Raw genomic sequence first — 1,233 nt, 5'->3', positions numbered from 1 at the left:
CCTTGGATTCAACCGATCGACGCAACAGTTTGTCGATATCGCTCTGCCGGTGTTTCGTAGCCGAGCGTCTTGCGTGGCCGCTCGTTGAGTTGGCGTGCCACGGCATCCAGCTTGGCCTGCGAGACATCGGCCAGATTGATGCCCTTGGGGAAGTACTGCCGCAGTAGGCCGTTGGTGTTCTCGTTGGTGCCGCGCTGCCAGGGATGGTGCGGGTCGCAGAAGTAGACCTGGATGTCGGTGACCAGGGTGAAGCGACGGTGTCCTGCCATTTCCTTGCCCCGATCCCAAGTCAGCGATCGGTAGAGCTGCTTCGGCAGGCGGCGTGCGTTCTTGATCAGTGCATTGACCACGGTCTCGGTGTCCTTGCCTGCCACCTTCACCAGCATCAGGTAGCGGGTCTGCCGCTCCACCAGCGTGGCGATCTGACTGTTCCGGTCACCGAACAGCAGGTCGCCTTCCCAGTGTCCCGGCACAGCCCGATCTTCGGCGCTGGCTGGCCGTTCGCTGATCGAGACGGTGTCGGTGATCCGGCCGTGGTTCTCTGTCTTCTGGGTGTGATGTCGTGAACGACGCATCGCCCGCGTGCGCCTCAGATGCGCGAGCAGTTCCTGTTTCAAGGCGCCACGCGACTGGATGTAGAGCGTGCGATAGATGGTCTCGTGGGACACCTGACGGCTCGCATCATCGGGATAGGTGCGTTTAAGCCAGCCGGCCACCTGCTCAGGCGACCACTGCCGCTGGATTTTCTCTGCCACGCGAGCAGCCAAGGCTCGATGCAGCGCCAGCTTACAGGGCTTGGGGCGCCGCGCTCGGTCCCAGGCAGCCTGGTCGGCTTGGTTGGCGCGGTAGCCTTCAGCGCCTTCGTTGCGCCCGATCTCGCGGCTCACCGTGGAAGGCGCCCGCCCGAGCGATGCGGCGATCGCTCGGATCGAGCGCCCCGCCGCCAGCCCACGGGAGATCTCCTCACGCTCGGCCAAGCTCAGTACCCGCGAGGATCGCTGCCTCACTGGCGGACGAATGCCGCCATGCTCGGCCAGGATGTTCCGCACTGAGCTATGGTGCCGGTCAAACAGGGAAGCGATCTGATGCAGCGACTCGCCCTGCTGCCAACGGTCCCACATCAGCGCCTTCTGGGTGTCGGTGTAGTAGATCCTCTTCCTGTGCTTCATTCGCAACACTCCTGCTGCCTATGCAGCTATCCGTGTGTTGCATCGATCATATGAATCCGCGACC

The 1,233-nt window shown here is 63.2% G+C and carries 1 protein-coding gene; it reads right to left on the bottom strand.

What is annotated here, in order from left to right:
- Positions 1–8: 8 nt before the first annotated feature.
- Positions 9–1,169, bottom strand: a complete 1,161-nt coding sequence (locus AC04MD_RS20230) for an IS30 family transposase (RefSeq protein ID WP_475498989.1) — start codon at positions 1,167–1,169, stop codon at positions 9–11.
- Positions 1,170–1,233: the final 64 nt, after the last annotated feature.

The organism is Pseudoxanthomonas sp. LjRoot206, assembly GCF_056175725.1.
This window is presented reverse-complemented; position numbering and strand designations above follow the sequence as displayed.